This is a genomic window from Enterobacter cloacae complex sp. P16RS2, assembly GCF_014982155.1.
Lineage (GTDB): Bacteria > Pseudomonadota > Gammaproteobacteria > Enterobacterales > Enterobacteriaceae > Enterobacter > Enterobacter cloacae_M.
Map to the genome: position 1 here is coordinate 209,616 of NZ_JADCKW010000010.1, position 16,084 is coordinate 225,699.

The following is a 16,084-nucleotide window of genomic DNA, read 5'->3' on the forward strand; positions in this document are numbered from 1 at the left end:
TAGTGCATGGAGTTCAGTGTAAAAAGCGGTAGCCCGGAGAAACAGCGGAGTGCCTGCATCGTTGTGGGCGTCTTTGAACCACGCCGACTCTCCCCGATCGCCGAGCAACTCGATAAAATCAGTGACGGCTATATTAGCGCCCTGCTGCGCCGTGGCGAACTGGAAGGCAAACCTGGGCAGACGCTGTTACTGCACCATGTTCCGAACGTACTGTCAGAACGTATTCTGCTGATTGGCTGCGGCAAAGAACGCGAGCTGGATGAACGTCAGTATAAGCAGGTGATTCAGAAAACAATCAATACGCTGAATGATACCGGCTCAATGGAAGCCGTCTGCTTCCTGACAGAACTGCACGTTAAAGGACGTAACACCTACTGGAAAGTGCGTCAGGCGGTTGAAACGGCAAAAGAGAGCCTGTACAGCTTCGATCAGCTGAAGACCAATAAAAGCGAGCCGCGTCGTCCGCTGCGTAAAATGGTCTTTAACGTGCCAACCCGTCGCGAGCTGACCAGCGGCGAACGCGCTATTCAGCACGGTCTGGCGATCGCGGCCGGCATTAAAGCGGCCAAAGATCTCGGTAACATGCCGCCTAACATCTGTAACGCGGCGTACCTGGCCTCTCAGGCGCGTCAGCTGGCCGACGCCTACAGCAAAAACGTCATTACCCGCGTCATCGGCGAACAGCAGATGAAAGAGCTGGGGATGCACTCTTACCTGGCGGTCGGTAACGGCTCGCAGAACGAATCCCTGATGTCCGTCATCGAGTACAAAGGCAATCCATCCGAAGACGCGCGCCCGATTGTGCTCGTCGGTAAAGGCCTGACCTTCGACTCCGGCGGTATCTCCATCAAGCCTGCCGAAGGCATGGATGAGATGAAGTACGACATGTGCGGTGCGGCGGCGGTTTACGGCGTGATGCGCATGGTCGCGGAACTGCAGCTGCCTATCAACGTGATCGGCGTTCTGGCGGGCTGCGAAAACATGCCTGGCGGGCGCGCCTATCGTCCGGGTGACGTTCTGACCACCATGTCCGGCCAGACCGTTGAAGTGCTGAACACCGACGCCGAAGGCCGTCTGGTGCTGTGTGACGTGCTGACCTACGTTGAGCGCTTCGAGCCGGAAGCGGTGATTGACGTCGCTACCCTCACCGGAGCCTGTGTGATTGCGCTGGGCCACCACATCACCGGCCTGATGTCGAACCATAACCCGCTGGCGCACGAGCTTATTGGTGCTTCAGAGCAGGCCGGGGACCGCGCATGGCGTCTGCCGCTGGGTGACGAGTATCAGGATCAGCTGGAGTCTAACTTTGCGGATATGGCGAACATTGGCGGACGTCCTGGCGGGGCGATCACCGCGGGCTGCTTCCTGGCACGCTTCACCCGCAAGTATAACTGGGCGCACCTGGATATCGCGGGCACCGCATGGCGCTCCGGTAAAGCCAAAGGCGCAACTGGTCGTCCAGTGGCGCTGCTGTCGCAGTTCCTGCTCAATCGTGCGGGTTTTAACGGCGACGAGTAAGTCAAAACGGCAGTAAACCGTAGGCCGGGTAAGGCGAAGCCGCCGCCCGGCTTAAGCATTTAAAGTGAGCACAAGAAGCCCCATATATGAAGAATGCAACGTTCTACCTTCTGGACAACGACACCCATCAGGATGGCCTCAGCGCCGTCGAACAGCTGGTGTGTGAAATTGCCGCAGAACGTTGGCGCGCAGGTAAACGCGTTCTGATTGCCTGTGAAGATGAACAGCAGGCGATTCGCCTGGATGAAGCGCTGTGGGCGCGCCCGCCGGAGAGTTTTGTGCCGCATAACCTGTCGGGCGAAGGCCCGCGCGGCGGTGCACCGGTTGAAATTGCCTGGCCGCAAAAGCGCAACAGCAGCGCGCGCGATATTCTGATTAGCCTGCGGATAGATTTTGCAGATTTTGCCACCGCTTTCACAGAAGTGGTAGACTTTGTCCCTTACGAAGAATCTTTGAAACAACTGGCGCGCGAACGCTACAAAGCGTACCGCCTGGCTGGTTTTAACCTGAATACGGCAACCTGGAAATAATGGAAAAGACATACAACCCACGCGATATCGAACAGCCGCTTTACGAGCACTGGGAACAGCAGGGCTATTTCAAGCCTAACGGCGACGAAAGCAAAGAGTCCTTCTGCATCATGATCCCGCCGCCGAACGTCACCGGCAGTTTGCATATGGGTCATGCTTTCCAGCAGACCATCATGGACACCATGATCCGCTACCAGCGCATGCAGGGTAAAAACACCCTGTGGCAGGCGGGGACTGACCACGCGGGTATCGCGACCCAGATGGTGGTTGAGCGTAAAATTGCCGCTGAAGAAGGTAAAACCCGCCACGACTACGGTCGCGACGCGTTCATCGACAAAATCTGGCAGTGGAAGGCGGAATCCGGCGGCACCATTACCCGTCAGATGCGCCGTCTCGGCAACTCCGTGGACTGGGAGCGCGAGCGCTTCACCATGGACGAAGGCCTGTCCAACGCCGTTAAAGAAGTCTTCGTCCGCCTGTACAAAGAAGACCTGATTTACCGCGGCAAACGCCTGGTAAACTGGGATCCAAAACTGCGCACCGCCATCTCTGACCTGGAAGTGGAAAACCGCGAGTCTAAAGGCTCCATGTGGCACATCCGCTATCCGCTGGTCGATGGCGCAAAAACCGCCGACGGTAAAGATTACCTGGTAGTCGCGACCACCCGTCCGGAAACCCTGCTGGGCGATACCGGCGTGGCCGTTAACCCGGAAGATCCGCGTTATAAAGATCTGATCGGCAAATTCGTGGTGCTGCCGCTGGTAAACCGCCGTATTCCGATTGTGGGCGACGAACACGCCGACATGGAAAAAGGCACCGGCTGCGTAAAAATCACCCCTGCACACGACTTCAACGACTATGAAGTCGGCCGTCGTCACGCCCTGCCGATGATCAACATTCTGACCTTCGACGGTGATATCCGCGAAAGCGCAGAAGTGTACGACACCAAAGGCAACGAATCCGACGTTTATTCCAGTGACATCCCGGCTGAGTTCCAGAAGCTGGAGCGTTTTGCCGCGCGTAAAGCCATCGTGGCAGCCGTTGACGCGCTCGGACTGCTGGAAGAGATCAAACCTCACGATCTGACCGTGCCGTACGGCGACCGTGGCGGCGTGGTTATCGAGCCAATGCTGACCGACCAGTGGTACGTACGTGCCGACGTGCTGGCGAAACCGGCTGTGGAAGCGGTTGAAAACGGCAGCATTCAGTTCGTGCCGAAGCAGTACGAAAACATGTACTTCTCCTGGATGCGCGACATTCAGGACTGGTGTATCTCCCGTCAGCTGTGGTGGGGTCACCGTATCCCGGCCTGGTACGACAACGAAGGCAACGTCTACGTGGGCCGTAGCGAAGACGAAGTGCGTCAGGAAAACAACCTGAGCGCGGACGTTGCGCTGCGTCAGGACGAAGACGTGCTGGACACCTGGTTCTCCTCCGCGCTGTGGACCTTCTCTACCCTCGGCTGGCCAGAAAACACCGACGCGCTGCGTCAGTTCCACCCAACCAGCGTGATGGTGTCCGGCTTCGACATTATCTTCTTCTGGATTGCCCGCATGATCATGATGACCATGCACTTCATCAAAGACGAAGACGGCAAGCCGCAGGTTCCGTTCCATACCGTCTACATGACCGGTCTGATCCGCGACGATGAAGGCCAGAAGATGTCCAAGTCCAAGGGGAACGTGATTGACCCGCTGGATATGGTTGACGGTATCTCTCTGGAAGATCTGCTGGAAAAACGTACCGGCAACATGATGCAGCCGCAGCTGGCTGAGAAAATCCGCAAGCGCACCGAGAAGCAGTTCCCGAACGGGATCGAGTCTCACGGTACTGACGCCCTGCGCTTCACCCTGGCGGCATTGGCCTCAACCGGTCGTGACATCAACTGGGACATGAAGCGTCTGGAAGGTTACCGTAACTTCTGTAACAAACTGTGGAACGCCAGCCGCTTCGTGCTGATGAATACCGAAGATCAGGATTGTGGCTTCAACGGCGGCGAGATGACGCTGTCTCTGGCAGACCGCTGGATCCTGGCGGAATTCAACCAGACGGTGAAAGCGTTCCGCGAGGCGCTGGACAGCTATCGCTTCGATATCGCGGCAGGCATCCTGTATGAATTTACCTGGAACCAGTTCTGCGACTGGTATCTGGAGCTGGCGAAGCCGGTGATGAACGGCGGTTCAGAAGCGGAACTGCGCGGCACGCGCAACACGCTGATTACCGTTCTGGAAGGTCTGCTGCGCCTGGCGCATCCGGTCATTCCATTCATCACCGAGACCATCTGGCAGCGCGTGAAGGTGATTGCGGGCATCAACGCCGATACCATCATGCTGCAGCCGTTCCCGGAATTCGATGCGGCCAAGGTTGATGAAGCGGCGTCCGCGGATACCGAGTGGCTGAAACAGGCGATCGTTGCGGTACGTAACATCCGCGCTGAAATGAACATCGCCCCTGGCAAACCGCTGGAGCTGCTGCTTCGTGGCTGCAGCGAGGCTGCCGTTCGTCGCGTCACCGAGAACAACACTTTCCTGAAGACCATGGCGCGTCTGGAAAGCATCACCGTGCTGCCTGCGGATGACAAAGGTCCGGTTTCCGTGACCAAAATCATCGACGGCGCCGAGCTGCTGATCCCGATGGCAGGTCTGATCGACAAAGACGCCGAGCTGGCTCGTCTGGCGAAAGAAGTGGCGAAGGTCGACGTGGAAATTGGCAAAATCGAAAGCAAGCTGGCGAACGAAGGCTTTGTCGCCCGCGCGCCGGAAGCGGTCATCGCGAAAGAGCGTGAGCGTCTGGTTGCCTTCGCCGATGCGAAGACCAAGCTGATCGAGCAGCAGGCGGTAATTGCCGCACTGTAATGCTTTTACCCCTTACGCTTCAGGGCGTAAGGGGTACCCTTCCTGAAAACTCCTCGCTTGCACTCCCCTTTCTGCGGTGCTATTAACAGCAGTTATGTGTCAATTTTTGTTATGAGTAATGCTATGAGCGTGATTACCCCCGTCGCGACGACGATGCGTCGGATCGCTGAGCAGGATAACCCGGCTATCGCCGCCGTTATCCGCACCGTTTCTGCCGAATATGGCCTGACGGCTGACAAAGGCTACACGGTTGCTGACCCGAACCTGGACGCACTTTTCCAGCTCTACAGCCAGCCAGGGCATGCCTACTGGGTAATCGAGCAGAACGGCCAGGTGGTGGGCGGCGGCGGCGTGGCGCCCCTCAGCTGCAGCGAGCCGGATATCTGTGAGCTGCAGAAAATGTATTTCCTGCCAACGGCGCGCGGGCAAGGACTGGCGAAAAAGCTGGCGCTGATGGCGCTGGACCACGCGCGCAAGCAGGGTTTTACCCGCTGCTACCTTGAAACAACCGCTTTCCTCAAAGAGGCCATCGGCCTGTATGAACATCTGGGCTTTGAGCATATCGATGCACCGCTGGGCTGTACCGGCCACGTTGATTGCGAAGTCAGAATGCTGAAAAGTCTGTAAGTTTCGTTCCTGCCCTCTTCTGTTAAGCGGCTGTAAACTGAATGCTCTACACTCTCAGTTCACACCACAACGGGGGAAACACGATGTCGAAGATAAAAAGCTACGCCGCACCGCAGGCGGGTGCAGAACTTGAGCTGTACGAGTACGATGCGGGCGAACTAAAAGCAGAAGACGTCGAAGTACAGGTTGATTACTGCGGGATCTGCCACTCGGATCTCTCGATGATCGACAACGAATGGGGCTTCTCGAGCTATCCGCTGGTTGCCGGGCACGAAGTCATTGGTCGCGTCGTGGCGCTCGGTAGCGCCGCACAGGACAAAGGGCTGAAGGTAGGCCAACGCGTGGGCATTGGCTGGACGGCACGCAGCTGTGGTCACTGTGACGCCTGTATCAGCGGGAATCAGATCAACTGCCTCGAAGGCGCCGTTCCCACCATTCTGAACAAGGGCGGTTTTGCCGACAAGCTGCGCGCCGACTGGCAATGGGTGATCCCGCTGCCGGACAGCATTGATATCGAATCCGCCGGGCCGCTGCTGTGCGGCGGTATCACCGTCTTCAAACCCCTGCTGATGCACCATATCACCGCCACCAGCCGCGTGGGCGTGATTGGTATTGGCGGCCTGGGGCATATCGCCATCAAGCTGCTGCATGCGATGGGCTGTGAAGTCACGGCGTTCAGCTCGAACCCGGCGAAAGAGAAAGAAGTGCTGGCGATGGGTGCGGATAAAGTGGTGAACAGCCGCGATCCTGACGCGCTGAACGCGCTGGCTGGGCAGTTTGACCTGATCATCAACACCGTTAACGTGGATCTCAACTGGCAGCCGTACTTTGAGGCACTGGCCTACGGCGGTAACTTCCATACCGTAGGTGCTGTGATGAAGCCGCTGCCGGTTCCGGCGTTTACCCTGATCGGCGGGGATCGCAGCGTGTCAGGCTCCGCGACCGGTACGCCGTTTGAGTTGCGCAAGCTGATGAAGTTTGCCGGACGCACCAAAGTGGCCCCGACCACCGAACTGTATCCGATGTCGAAAATCAACGAAGCGATCCAGCACGTGCGTGACGGCAAAGCCCGCTACCGCGTGGTGTTGAAAGCGGATTTTTGATGTGATATTGCTAGGGAATGTGCGGCCTGATGCCCTCACCCCAACCCTCTCCCACAGGGAGAGGGCGCACACACTAAAAACGGTAACGGTCGTTACCGTTTTGCATCTACCATGGCCTTAAACACCTCAGCCACCGCGACCGCACCGGGATCCATTACCCCATCCAGATTCTCTTTATTCACATACGATGAACGTCCTGCGCCGGCTTTCGCCATTTTCGCCGTTGCTTCGGCACCGTGCTGTGCGGCCTGCGCCGCTGCCTGAATATCGCCACCTTTCAATGCTTCAAGCGCCGGTTGCAGCGCGTCGATCAGGGTACGATCGCCGAGATCTGCCCCACCGTACTGCTTCATCTGCGCCAGCCCGCAGAGCAATGCCTCGGGCAGCGGCTGACCATCGTGAAGCTTTTGCCCGGCCGCGGTAAAGAAGATCGACATCAGCACCCCGCTCGATCCGCCCATCACCGTCGCCAGCCGCTCGCCCACCAGCAACAGCAGCGTCGATACGTTATCAAGCGGGAGCTTGCGATCCTCCAGACGCTGCGCAATATCCCGCGCGCCTTGCGCAAAAGTGGAGCCGGTATCGCCGTCGCCCACTTTGGCATCCAGCGCGTTCAGTCGGTTTTCCAGCTGGAGCAGCGTTTTCGTCACCGAGGAAACATATTCAGCCACCCGCAGATTGTCCGAAGGAGTGTATTCCACACGATCGTGAATGGCGGTATGCGCCACGGTGCGCAGTGGCGCAAACGCCACGGGCTTCTTCCAGCCCAGCGTTTCGACCTCGGCGTGAATCGCCTTTTCAAAGAAGTCGTTGAGCTTAAGCAGCGTGAGCGAAAAGCCCTTCATGTCCAGCGCGCTCACCAGCGGCGCGGGGCCTATCAGGTACGCGATCTCCTCTTTCAGCGCCGAATGCGCCAGCTCTTTGGTCAGCAGCGCCATCTCCAGCGCCGATACGCCGCCGAGATTGTTAATCAATACCGCAAACCGCCCTTCTCCCGCCTGCGAGCGTAACGGCGTCACCAGCGTGTCGATAATGGCTTTGCTGTTCTGCGTATCCACGACGGAAGCACCGGGCTCGCCGTGAATGCCCAGCCCCAGCTCGACATGGCCCTGCTTGATGCGCCCCTCCTCCTCGTCGCTGCCCGGCAGGTTGCACGTTTGCATCGCAACGCCCAAGCTCCAGAGGTTATCGCAGGCCTGTTGCGCAATATCCCGCACCTCGCTCAGCGATTTCCCCTGCTCCGCCGCATAGCCCGCAATCTTGTGCACCAGTGCCGTACCGGCAATACCGCGCGGCTGCTTGTTATCCGGCAGCGCGATATCGTCTGCCACAATCACCATCTCCACCTTCAGGCCGTAACGCTTGGCCTTTTCGGCCGCCAGGCCAAAGTTCAGGCGGTCGCCGGTGTAGTTTTTGACGATCAGCAGACAGCCGCGATCGCCCGTGACCGCCACAATGGCATTCAGCACTGCATCCACGCTCGGCGAGGCAAACAGATCGCCACACACTGCCGCCGTCAGCATCCCTTTGCCGACAAACCCGGCGTGCGCGGGTTCGTGGCCTGAGCCGCCGCCGGAGATCACCGCCACGCGGCTTTTGTCCCAGTCTCCACGTGCGACGATCCTGATGGCCGGATCGATATCAAGTTTGACGAGATTTGCGTGTGGCGCAGAAAGCAGTATGCCTTCAATGGCATCGTTGACCAGCTGTTTGCGATCGTTAAAGAAGAATCTGGACATCGTTTCCCACTATTTTTGTGAACCGTATGCAAAAGCATAGTCCGCGCTGGATAATGCGCCGCAAAGTCAGGAATTTACTCAACCAAATTGCGGCCAGGTTGCCTATAATCCACCCAGGACTAAGAGAGGAAGCGCATCATGAGTACACCATTGTTAATTGCCCGGACGCTGGAAAAAGAGCTGTATTTACTGCCCGCGATGGCGAACCGCCACGGTCTGATCACCGGAGCGACCGGGACAGGCAAAACCGTCACCCTGCAAAAGCTGGCTGAGTCGCTTTCGGAGATTGGCGTACCGGTCTTTATGGCTGACGTGAAAGGCGATTTAACCGGTGTGGCTCAGGAAGGTACGGCCTCTGAGAAACTGCTTGAACGGCTGAAGAATATTGGCATCACGGACTGGACGCCGCATAACAATCCGGTGGTAGTGTGGGATATCTTTGGTGAGAAAGGCCACCCGGTGCGCGCTACCGTCTCCGATCTCGGCCCGCTGCTGCTGGCACGTCTGCTTAACCTCAACGACGTGCAGTCCGGCGTGCTGAATATTATCTTCCGTATTGCTGACGATCAGGGGCTGCTGCTGCTTGATTTCAAAGATCTGCGCGCCATTACGCAGTACATAGGCGATAACGCCAAATCCTTCCAGAACCAGTACGGCAATATCAGCAGCGCCTCGGTGGGAGCCATTCAGCGCGGGTTACTGGCGCTGGAGCAACAGGGCGCCGAGCATTTCTTCGGAGAGCCGATGCTGGATATCAAAGACTGGATGCGCACGGACAGCAGCGGCAAAGGCATCATCAACATTCTGAGCTCCGAGAAGCTCTACCAGATGCCAAAGCTCTACGCCGCCAGCCTGCTGTGGATGCTCTCTGAGCTATACGAACAGTTACCCGAAGCGGGCGATCTGGAAAAACCGAAGCTGGTCTTCTTCTTCGACGAAGCGCACTTGCTGTTTAACGACGCGCCGCAGGTATTGCTGGATAAGATTGAACAGGTCATTCGCCTGATCCGCTCCAAAGGCGTTGGCGTCTGGTTTGTTTCACAAAACCCGTCGGATATCCCGGATAACGTGCTCGGTCAGCTCGGTAACCGCGTGCAGCACGCCTTGCGCGCCTTTACGCCGAAGGATCAGAAAGCGGTGAAAGCCGCCGCGCAGACCATGCGCGCTAATCCTGCCTTTGATACCGAAGCGGCGATTCAGGCGTTAGGCACCGGTGAAGCGCTGATCTCATTCCTGGATGCGAAGGGCAGCCCGTCCGTGGTAGAACGCGCCATGGTAATCGCGCCCTGCTCGCGCATGGGGCCCGTTACCGACGATGAACGTAACGGCCTGATTAACCACTCTCCGGTTTACGGGAAGTACGAAGACGAGGTTGATCGCGAGTCTGCGTTCGAGATGCTGCAAAAAGGGGTGCAGGCGACCACCGAATCCCAGGATGCACCTGCCGCTAAAGGGCAGTCTGTCGCCGTGGATGACGGTATTCTCGGGGGTCTCAAAGACATCCTGTTCGGCAGCACCGGGCCGCGCGGCGGCAAGCGCGACGGCGTGGTACAAACCATGGCGAAAAGCGCGGCGCGACAGGTCACCAATCAGATAGTGCGCGGCATGCTGGGAAGTCTGTTAGGCGGCCGTCGCCGGTAGACGGGGAACCCACGGGCGGCCAAGCGCCGCCCCCTGTACGCCGTTCTCCTGCAGATAGCGGTCGATTTCCACCATCCCCGTCCAGCGGTTCTCACACCATAGCGGTGCCAGAAGCGTTGGACGGCGGGCGCTGGCCGAGATGCGGTGGTAGACAATTTCCGGCGGGGTGTGGCGAATCATCTCCCCCGCCGTCACCGTATAGTCCTCAAGCTCAATACCGCTTAACCGCCCGGCTTCCCAGGCTTTCGCCATAATGCTTCCCGTAACGATATGCAGCGGATGCAGCTTAATGCCGTCCACGCCGGTCTCAACCACCTTTTCCAGCGTCTCCAGGCCGTGCTGCTGCCCTTCACCCGGCAAGCCGACAATCAGATGCGAGCAGACCTTCAGCCCGCGCTCGCGGGCCAGGCGCGTGGTGCGCTGGTAGCAGGCGAAATCATGACCACGGTTAATACGGTGCAGGGTTTTGTCGTGCGCGGTTTGCAGGCCCAGCTCCAGCCAGATCTCGTAGCCTTGTTCTTTGTACTCGCTGAGCAGGTCCAGCACCGCGTCCGGTACGCAGTCCGGGCGCGTGCCCACGCATAGCCCAACGATGTTAGCCTGGCTGACGGCCTGCTGATACATAGAGCGCAGCACCTGCACCTCCGCCCACGTGCTGGTGTAGGCCTGAAAATAGGCCAGATACTGCTTCGCGCGGTTCACCAGGCTCGCCTGATGGGCAAGCTGTTCAGTGATAGATTTATGCTGCTGGGCTTCGTCAGCAAAGGACGCAACGTTACAGAAGGTGCAGCCGCCGCGCCCGATTGTGCCATCGCGATTCGGGCAGCTAAACCCGCCGTGCAGCGTCAGCTTATGAACCTTTTGCCCGTACCGCTGCAAAAGATCCCCACCAAACATATTGACTAATTTCTGTAACTGCATAATCTGATAGACCGTCCCGGAGAAAGGGGACAAGCCTGCCACTTTTAGCCTCTGTCGGCGATGACCTGGATCAATCGCCCTGGACGGCTTTTATCCACATGAATAAATACTCAGGATTACTGCAATTTCATTCACGCCACCCGTGATTACTTTTCCTTATGTTCTGATTGTTTTTTTCATTTATAGCGCCACCACTGAAAAACAGTGGGTTTATGCGGGTTTGCAGCCATTGCCAGATTATTATTCTGCTATAAAACGGCTATTCAGCACGCTACATTGATAATACCGCTTTCATATAGTGAGTCAGATCACACTCCGCTGCGTCCTGCCAGGGCATACAATCAATGTAAAAATAGTTAAATTCCATTTAATTTCAATGAGATAAACTTTGTTTAGCACATTTTTGTATAAATAAGATTGCCATTTGACCTGTGTACCAATTCCCGATAAGTTGGAAATCCGCTGGAAGCTTTCTGGATGAGCGGCCTGCTCATCATATTTATGCAGTAATTGAGATTCCCTCTGAAGCAAGTCCTCAAACTTGTTTACCTGCGCGAAAGGATGAAAAAGAGGGCGAATGCGAGGTCCGCGTATGAAACGCAAACCCCGTCGCCATGCTCTTTCTGTGCCTGTGCGCCACGGTAAAGTTCAGTGGGAAGCCCGACGAGCCTGGGGAGGTTCACTGATATGTTGTACGATAAATCCCTTGAGAAGGATAACTGTGGTTTCGGCCTGATCGCCCACATAGAAGGCGAACCTAGCCACAAGGTAGTGCGTACTGCTATTCACGCACTGGCCCGAATGCAGCACCGTGGCGCGATTCTTGCCGATGGTAAAACGGGCGACGGTTGCGGCCTGCTGCTGCAAAAACCGGATCGTTTCTTCCGCATCGTGGCGGAAGAGCGCGGCTGGCGTTTAGCCAAAAACTACGCTGTCGGCATGCTGTTCCTGAACCAGGATCCTGAAAAGGCTGCCGCCTCACGCCGCATCGTCGAAGAAGAACTTCAGCGTGAAACCCTGTCGATTGTCGGCTGGCGCAATGTGCCAACCAACGAAGGGGTGCTCGGTGAAATCGCCCTCTCCTCGCTGCCTCGTATTGAACAGATTTTCGTCAACGCGCCTGCGGGCTGGCGTCCGCGTGATATGGAACGCCGTCTGTTTATTGCCCGCCGCCGCATTGAAAAACGTCTCCAGGACGATAAAGAGTTCTACGTTTGTAGCCTCTCTAACCTGGTGAACATCTATAAGGGTCTGTGTATGCCGGCTGACCTGCCGCGCTTCTACCTGGACCTGGCGGACCTGCGTCTCGAATCGGCCATTTGTCTGTTCCACCAGCGCTTCTCCACCAACACCGTTCCACGCTGGCCGCTGGCTCAGCCGTTCCGCTACCTGGCGCACAACGGCGAGATCAACACCATCACCGGTAACCGCCAGTGGGCCCGCGCCCGTACCTATAAGTTCCAGACGCCGCTGATCCCTGACCTGCACGATGCCGCGCCGTTCGTGAACGAAACCGGCTCTGACTCCAGCTCAATGGATAACATGCTGGAACTGCTGCTGGCGGGCGGGATGGACATCGTGCGCGCCATGCGTCTGCTTGTGCCACCGGCCTGGCAGAACAACCCGGATATGGACCCCGAGCTGCGCGCGTTCTTCGACTTTAACTCCATGCACATGGAGCCGTGGGACGGCCCGGCGGGCATCGTCATGTCCGACGGCCGCTTCGCCGCCTGTAACCTGGACCGTAACGGTCTGCGTCCGGCGCGCTACGTCATCACCAAAGACAAGCTCATCACCTGCGCCTCTGAAGTCGGTATCTGGGATTACCAGCCTGATGAAGTGGTCGAAAAAGGCCGCGTCGGTCCGGGCGAGCTGATGGTGATCGACACCCGCGGAGGTCGCATTCTGCACTCTGCCGAAACCGATCACGATCTTAAAAGCCGCCATCCGTACAAAGAGTGGATGGAGAAAAACGTCCGTCGCCTCGTGCCGTTCGAAGATTTATCAGATGAAGAAGTGGGTCGTCGCGAACTGGACGACGATACGCTTGCAAGCTTCCAGAAACAGTTTAACTACAGCGCGGAAGAGCTGGACTCTGTTATTCGCGTACTGGGTGAAAACGGCCAGGAAGCGGTCGGCTCCATGGGGGACGATACCCCGTTTGCCGTGCTATCCAGCCAGCCGCGCATCATCTATGACTATTTCCGTCAGCAGTTCGCGCAGGTGACCAACCCGCCGATCGACCCGCTGCGCGAAGCGCACGTGATGTCCCTGGCTACCAGCATCGGTCGCGAGATGAACGTCTTCTGCGAAGCCGAAGGCCAGGCGCACCGTCTGACCTTTAAATCACCGATCCTGCTGTACTCCGATTTCAAACAGCTCACCACCATGAAAGAGGAGCACTACCGCGCCGACACGCTCGATATTACCTTCGACGTGACCGAAGCGAGCCTCGAAGAGACGGTGAATGCGCTGTGTGACAAAGCCGAACAGATGGTGCGTAACGGTACCGTTCTGCTGGTGCTGTCCGACCGCAATATTGCGAAAAACCGTCTGCCGGTGCCTGCCCCGATGGCGGTCGGCGCTATCCAGACGCGTCTGGTCGACAAGAGCCTGCGCTGCGACGCCAACATCATTGTGGAAACCGCCAGCGCCCGCGATCCACACCACTTTGCCGTGCTGTTAGGCTTTGGCGCGACGGCGATCTACCCGTACCTGGCCTACGAAACGCTGGCCCGTCTGGTGGATACCCGCGCGATCGACAAAGATTACCGCGCGGTGATGCTGAACTACCGTAACGGCATCAACAAAGGCCTGTACAAGATCATGTCCAAAATGGGCATCTCGACCATTGCCTCCTACCGCTGTTCGAAGCTGTTTGAAGCGGTCGGCCTGCATGACGAGGTCGCCAACCTCTGCTTCCAGGGCGTGGTCAGCCGCATCGGCGGCGCCGGTTTTGCAGACTTCCAGCAGGACCTGGTGAACCTGTCCAAACGCGCCTGGCTGGCACGTAAGCCGCTGGATCAGGGCGGTCTGCTGAAATACGTTCACGGCGGCGAGTACCATGCCTACAACCCGGACGTGGTGCGCACGCTGCAGCAGGCGGTTCAGAGCGGCGAATACAGTGATTACCAGCAGTACGCTGAGCTGGTAAATAACCGTCCGGCGGCAACGCTGCGCGACCTCATTGCCCTGAACCCGGGTGATGAAGCGGTCAGCGTTGACGAGGTTGAGCCTGCATCCGAGCTGTTCAAACGCTTCGATACCGCGGCGATGTCCATCGGCGCGCTGAGCCCGGAAGCCCACGAAGCGCTGGCGGAAGCCATGAACAGCATCGGCGGCAACTCCAACTCCGGCGAAGGTGGTGAAGATCCGGCGCGTTACGGCACCAACAAAGTGTCCCGTATCAAGCAGGTGGCATCCGGTCGCTTTGGCGTGACGCCTGCGTACCTGGTCAACGCCGACGTGATCCAGATTAAAGTCGCTCAGGGTGCTAAACCGGGCGAAGGCGGCCAGCTGCCGGGTGATAAAGTTACCCCGTACATCGCCAAACTGCGCTATTCCGTGCCGGGCGTGACGCTGATCTCCCCGCCGCCGCATCACGATATCTACTCTATCGAGGACCTGGCGCAGCTGATTTTCGACCTGAAGCAGGTCAACCCGAAGGCGATGATCTCCGTGAAGCTGGTTTCCGAACCGGGTGTCGGCACCATCGCGACCGGCGTGGCGAAAGCCTATGCGGATCTCATCACCATCGCCGGCTATGACGGCGGCACCGGCGCAAGCCCGCTCTCCTCCGTGAAATATGCGGGCTGTCCGTGGGAGCTTGGCCTGGTGGAAACCCAGCAGGCGCTGGTGGCAAACGGTCTGCGTCACAAGATACGCCTGCAGGTAGACGGTGGCCTGAAAACCGGCCTCGACATCATCAAAGCGGCGATCCTCGGCGCGGAAAGCTTCGGCTTCGGTACCGGCCCAATGGTTGCGCTCGGCTGTAAATACCTGCGTATTTGCCACCTGAACAACTGCGCAACCGGCGTTGCTACCCAGGACGAGAAGCTGCGTAAGAACCACTATCACGGTCTGCCGTTCAAAGTGACCAACTACTTTGAGTTCATCGCCCGCGAAACCCGCGAGCTGATGGCGCAGCTGGGCGTGAAGCGTCTGGTGGACCTGATTGGCCGTACCGACCTGCTGAAAGAGCTGGAAGGCTTCACGGCGAAGCAGCAGAAGCTGGAGCTGAGCAAGCTGCTGGAAACCGCGCAGCCGCACCCTGGCAAAGCGGTCTACTGCACCGAGAACAACCCGCCGTTCGATAACGGCGTGCTGAACGCGCAGCTGTTGCAGCAGGCGAAACCGTACGTGGACGACAAGCAGAGCAAAACGTTCTGGTTTGATATCCGCAACACCGACCGCTCCGTGGGCGCCTCCCTTTCCGGCTACATCGCGCAGACGCACGGTGACCAGGGGCTGGCAGCGGATCCAATTACCGCACACTTCAGCGGTACCGCGGGTCAGAGCTTCGGCGTATGGAACGCAGGCGGCGTTGAGCTGTACCTGACTGGCGATGCCAACGACTACGTCGGTAAAGGCATGGCGGGCGGTCTGCTGGCGGTGCGTCCTCCGGTCGGCTCAGCTTTCCGCAGCCATGAAGCCAGCATCATCGGTAACACCTGCCTGTATGGCGCGACCGGCGGTCGTCTGTTTGCCGCGGGCCGGGCGGGCGAGCGTTTTGCGGTGCGTAACTCCGGTGCTATCACCGTGGTGGAAGGCATTGGCGATAACGGTTGTGAGTACATGACGGGCGGGATTGTTTGCGTTCTGGGTAAAACCGGCGTGAACTTCGGCGCAGGCATGACGGGCGGTTTTGCGTATGTCCTGGATGAAGACGGTGAGTTCCGCAAACGCGTGAACCCGGAGCTGGTAGAAGTGCTGGACGTTGATACGCTGGCCATTCACGAAGAACACCTGCGCGGTTTGATTACCGAGCACGTGCAGCATACCGGTTCTTCGCGCGGCGAAGAGATCCTGGCGAACTGGCCGGCGTTCTCTGCGAAATTCGCGCTGGTTAAGCCGAAGTCCAGTGATGTTAAAGCCCTGTTGGGTCACCGTAGTCGTAGCGCAGCAGAGCTGCGCGTGCAGGCGCAGTAAGG

General features: G+C 58.1%; 9 protein-coding genes. 7 read left to right on the forward strand and 2 right to left on the reverse strand.

Annotated elements, in window-relative coordinates:
• Positions 1–6 precede the first annotated feature (6 nt).
• From pepA to INF68_RS08095, 5 genes are all read left to right on the forward strand, one after another.
• Positions 7–1,518, forward strand: a complete 1,512-nt coding sequence (gene pepA, locus INF68_RS08075; protein WP_023309366.1) for a leucyl aminopeptidase — start codon at positions 7–9, stop codon at positions 1,516–1,518.
• Between the two features lie 86 nt (positions 1,519–1,604).
• Positions 1,605–2,048, forward strand: a complete 444-nt coding sequence (gene holC / locus INF68_RS08080) for a DNA polymerase III subunit chi (RefSeq protein ID WP_008502815.1) — start codon at positions 1,605–1,607, stop codon at positions 2,046–2,048.
• Complete coding sequence (locus INF68_RS08085; protein WP_126785721.1) at positions 2,048–4,903, forward strand: valine--tRNA ligase; 2,856 nt, start codon at positions 2,048–2,050, stop codon at positions 4,901–4,903. Before holC ends, INF68_RS08085 begins: the two co-directional genes overlap by 1 nt.
• 123 nt (positions 4,904–5,026) lie before the next feature.
• Positions 5,027–5,530, forward strand: a complete 504-nt coding sequence (locus INF68_RS08090) for a GNAT family N-acetyltransferase (protein WP_008502817.1) — start codon at positions 5,027–5,029, stop codon at positions 5,528–5,530.
• Positions 5,531–5,613: 83 nt separating this feature from the next.
• A complete protein-coding gene (locus INF68_RS08095; RefSeq protein ID WP_033146757.1) occupies positions 5,614–6,633 on the forward strand; it encodes an NAD(P)-dependent alcohol dehydrogenase in 1,020 nt (339 codons plus the stop codon).
• A 92-nt stretch (positions 6,634–6,725) separates the two neighbouring features.
• On the opposite strand, the gene INF68_RS08100 is transcribed toward INF68_RS08095, so the two are convergent.
• Complete coding sequence (locus INF68_RS08100) at positions 6,726–8,372, reverse strand: dihydroxyacetone kinase subunit DhaK (protein WP_126785720.1); 1,647 nt, start codon at positions 8,370–8,372, stop codon at positions 6,726–6,728.
• 138 nt (positions 8,373–8,510) lie between these two features.
• Here INF68_RS08100 and INF68_RS08105 point away from each other — a divergent pair, with 138 nt between their 5' ends.
• Complete coding sequence (locus tag INF68_RS08105) at positions 8,511–10,013, forward strand: helicase HerA-like C-terminal domain-containing protein (protein ID WP_109846508.1); 1,503 nt, start codon at positions 8,511–8,513, stop codon at positions 10,011–10,013.
• Here the strand turns inward: INF68_RS08105 and INF68_RS08110 are convergent.
• Positions 9,993–10,934, reverse strand: coding sequence for a TIGR01212 family radical SAM protein (locus INF68_RS08110; RefSeq protein ID WP_126785719.1), 942 nt, complete (start codon positions 10,932–10,934; stop codon positions 9,993–9,995). The two genes, INF68_RS08105 and INF68_RS08110, sit on opposite strands and share 21 nt — an antisense overlap.
• A gap of 687 nt (positions 10,935–11,621) precedes the next feature.
• Here INF68_RS08110 and gltB point away from each other — a divergent pair.
• Entirely contained in the window at positions 11,622–16,082 is a 4,461-nt protein-coding gene (gene gltB / locus INF68_RS08115) for a glutamate synthase large subunit (RefSeq protein WP_126785718.1), read from the forward strand.
• Positions 16,083–16,084: the final 2 nt, after the last annotated feature.

Excerpts from the sequence above, each read along its gene's own strand:
- holC (WP_008502815.1), top strand. The coding sequence starts at position 1,605 with ATGAAGAATGCAACGTTCTACCTTCTGGACAACGACACCCATCAGGAT.
- INF68_RS08090 (WP_008502817.1), top strand. The coding sequence starts at position 5,027 with ATGAGCGTGATTACCCCCGTCGCGACGACGATGCGTCGGATCGCTGAG.
- INF68_RS08085 (WP_126785721.1), top strand. The coding sequence starts at position 2,048 with ATGGAAAAGACATACAACCCACGCGATATCGAACAGCCGCTTTACGAG.
- pepA (WP_023309366.1), top strand. The coding sequence starts at position 7 with ATGGAGTTCAGTGTAAAAAGCGGTAGCCCGGAGAAACAGCGGAGTGCC.
- INF68_RS08095 (WP_033146757.1), top strand. The coding sequence starts at position 5,614 with ATGTCGAAGATAAAAAGCTACGCCGCACCGCAGGCGGGTGCAGAACTT.
- INF68_RS08100 (WP_126785720.1), bottom strand. The coding sequence starts at position 8,372 with ATGTCCAGATTCTTCTTTAACGATCGCAAACAGCTGGTCAACGATGCC.
- gltB (WP_126785718.1), top strand. The coding sequence starts at position 11,622 with ATGTTGTACGATAAATCCCTTGAGAAGGATAACTGTGGTTTCGGCCTG.
- INF68_RS08105 (WP_109846508.1), top strand. The coding sequence starts at position 8,511 with ATGAGTACACCATTGTTAATTGCCCGGACGCTGGAAAAAGAGCTGTAT.
- INF68_RS08110 (WP_126785719.1), bottom strand. The coding sequence starts at position 10,934 with ATGCAGTTACAGAAATTAGTCAATATGTTTGGTGGGGATCTTTTGCAG.